The sequence below is a fragment of the Streptomyces sparsus genome, from assembly GCF_054776295.1.
Window position 1 is genome coordinate 1 of the sequence record NZ_BAAHCA010000686.1, and the last position, 2643, is coordinate 2643.

The following is a 2643-nucleotide window of genomic DNA, read 5'->3' on the forward strand; positions in this document are numbered from 1 at the left end:
ACGCGGGCCGGGCCGGGGAGCGGCCGCAGCCGGGCGGGGCGCGGCGGGGCGGGGTGCTTGCGGGGTACGGGTGGCGTCCGCTGAAGTGCGGGGGCCCGGAACACTGGGGTGAATCTCTGGCTCCTCGGAGCTGTGAGGCATGTGGGATGTCTATCAAACGACGGCGCATTGTGCACCGTCGGGTTCAGAAGAGTCCGATCTGGGCCGAAGCGCAGTCCGCCGCGGAGGCGGCCCGCACATCGTCGTCCCGGACTTTTTTCAGGTGCCGCCAGCGCGGCAGGGCGTCCAGGTAGGACCAGGACAGCCGGTGGTGCGGGGTGGGGCCCAGCTCCTCCAGCGCGGTGCGGTGCACCGGAGCGGGATAACCCGCGTTGCCGTCGAATCCGAACTCGGCGTGCTGGGCGCCGAGTTCAGCCATGAGCGCGTCCCGGTGGACCTTGGCGATCACCGAGGCGGCGGCAACCGACACACAGGACTGGTCCCCCTTGATGACGGTGCGGACCTGCCAGGGCGTGCCCAGGTAGTCGTGTTTGCCGTCGAGGATGACCGCGTCGGGACGTTCCGGCAGTGCGTCCAGCGCGCGTTGCGCCGCGAGCCGCAACGCGGCCGTCATGCCCAGCCGGTCGATCTCGGCGGGCCAGGCATGGCCCAGCCCGTGTGCCGTGACCCAGCCGGTGAGTTCCTTCGCCAGTGCCGTACGCCGCCGGACACTGAGGAGCTTGGAGTCGGTCAGCCCTTCGGGCGGACGACGGAGTCCGGTGATCGCCGCGCAGACGGTCACCGGCCCTGCCCAGGCGCCTCGGCCGACTTCGTCGACGCCGGCGACCACCTTGGCTCCGGTGGTTGCCCGCAGCGAACGTTCAACGCGGTGGGTCGGTGGCTCGTACGGCACACCGTCACCCTACTGGGCGCCCGTCGGGCCGTTGCCGGGCACCCACCCCGGCAGGGCTTCGGTGTGCGCGGTCCATTCCCGCGGCGGGGCCGCGTCGGGGGCTCCGGCGAGCACTCCGCAGGTGATCGCGCAGGTGGTGTCCATGTCACCGCCTGCCTGCGCGGTGGTCCAGAAGGCGGCGGTGAAGTCGCCGCCGTGCCTGGCTGCGGCCCACAGCGCGAACGGCACCGTGTCGTGGGCACTCGTGCGCCGACCGCAGCCCAGGACCGCGGCGACGGTCTGGGTGTCCGCGTAGTCGAGCATGTCCCGCGCCCGGCGCAAGCCTGCCTGGACGGCGCTGCGCGGGACGAGGGCGATGACGCCGTCCAGCAGTTCGGGCCCGCTGCCCGGTCCCCAGTGGGGCAGTGCGGCGCGCAGTGCGGCGGCTGCCGCGACCGCCATGGCACCGCACACCGCCTCCCGGTGCTGGTGGGTGGTGTAGGCGGACGCCTGTGCCTGCTCGGCCGCCCGCGCGGGGTCGTCGGCGTACCAGGCACCGAGCGGGGCGACCCGCATCGCTGCCCCGTTGCCCCAGGAACCGCTGCCGTCGAAGAGCGAGGAGGCCAGTTCGCGCCAGTCGGCCCCGTCCTGGCGGATCTGGCGCAGCATGCGGTCGACCGCTCTGCCGTAGCCGCGATCGGGGCTGTGGTGGGTGGCGAACGCGGTGGCCAGGGCGTCCTGGTCGACGGTGCCGTGCCGGTCGAGGACGGCGACCACGGAACCGGCCATCTCCGTGTCGTCCGTCCACCGCCACGGCGCGGGCGGCAGCTGCCGGCGCCGCAGCAGGGGGTAGTGGTCGGGGACGAAGAAGCACGAGCCCAGCGCGTCTCCCACGGAGAGCCCGCGCAGGCTCGCCAGGGCACGTTCGCGGCGAGCGGTGTCAACGGTCATGGTGCGAGAAACTCTATCCGGCGGGGGCCGGGCAGGCAGCACGGACCGCAGGTCACAGGGCTGGAACGCAGGTCACAGGGCTCCGTAGGGTTCCGGGACACACCACTTCTCGAAGGGCCGGTCCAGGTGGTAGCGGCCGTCCGGGCCGAGCACCAGCGCGCGGGTCTCGCCGTTGCCCGGGTTGGACAGCGACTCGAACTCGGCGACGCTCCAGTGCATCCACCGCATGCAGAACAGCCGCATGGTCAGTCCGTGGGTGACGAGCAGGACGTTCGGGGGGTGGTCCGGTGCCTCGAAGCTGCGCCAGAGGCTCTCCAGGAAGGCGTCCACCCGGTCGTACACGTCGGCGCCGGACTCACCCTGCGCGAAGCGGTAGAAGAAGTGGCCGTAGGAGTCGCGGGCCGTCTTCTGGCGACGGACGTCCTCCCGGTCCTGCCAGTTGCCCCAGTCCTGCTCGCGGAGCCGCGGCTCCTCCCGTACGCGGACCAGCGTCGGGTCCAGCCGCAGGGCCCGGAACGTGTCGTGGGTGCGGCGGTAGGGCGAGACGTACGCCGAGACCCGTTCGGAGCCAAACGCCGCCCGCAGCCGCACTCCGGCCTCCGCCGCCTGTTGCCGGCCGCGGGCGGTCAGCCCGAGGGCGTGGTCGGGCACCCGTTCGTACACGGAGTCGTTGACGTTGCCTTCGGACTCGCCGTGACGGATGAGGACGATGCGACGGGGACGTGCCATGGGACCAGCGTAGGCGCGCCGGGAGGCGCGCACGCCGTGCGGCGTGGCGTGCGCACACTCCGCGGGCGCCGCACAGAGCGCCCGCTGACGCG

General features: G+C 72.8%; 3 protein-coding genes. All 3 read right to left on the bottom strand.

All coding sequences use genetic code 11. The annotated features are described in order from the left end of the window. Positions 1-184: 184 nt before the first annotated feature. The 3 genes from ACYVE9_RS22130 to ACYVE9_RS22140 all read right to left on the bottom strand — a co-directional run bounded on the left by ACYVE9_RS22130 (position 185) and on the right by ACYVE9_RS22140 (position 2551). On the bottom strand, positions 185-892 hold the full coding sequence (locus tag ACYVE9_RS22130; protein WP_461029644.1) for a ribonuclease HII: 708 nt from the start codon (positions 890-892) through the stop codon (positions 185-187). A 9-nt stretch (positions 893-901) separates the two neighbouring features. After that, positions 902-1822, bottom strand: coding sequence for an ADP-ribosylglycohydrolase family protein (locus ACYVE9_RS22135; RefSeq protein ID WP_461029645.1), 921 nt, complete (start codon positions 1820-1822; stop codon positions 902-904). Positions 1823-1894: 72 nt separating this feature from the next. Further along, a complete protein-coding gene (locus ACYVE9_RS22140) occupies positions 1895-2551 on the bottom strand; it encodes a histidine phosphatase family protein (RefSeq protein WP_461029646.1) in 657 nt (218 codons plus the stop codon). Positions 2552-2643 lie beyond the last annotated feature (92 nt).

Excerpts from the sequence above, each read along its gene's own strand:
- ACYVE9_RS22135 (WP_461029645.1), bottom strand. The coding sequence starts at position 1,822 with ATGACCGTTGACACCGCTCGCCGCGAACGTGCCCTGGCGAGCCTGCGC.
- ACYVE9_RS22140 (WP_461029646.1), bottom strand. The coding sequence starts at position 2,551 with ATGGCACGTCCCCGTCGCATCGTCCTCATCCGTCACGGCGAGTCCGAA.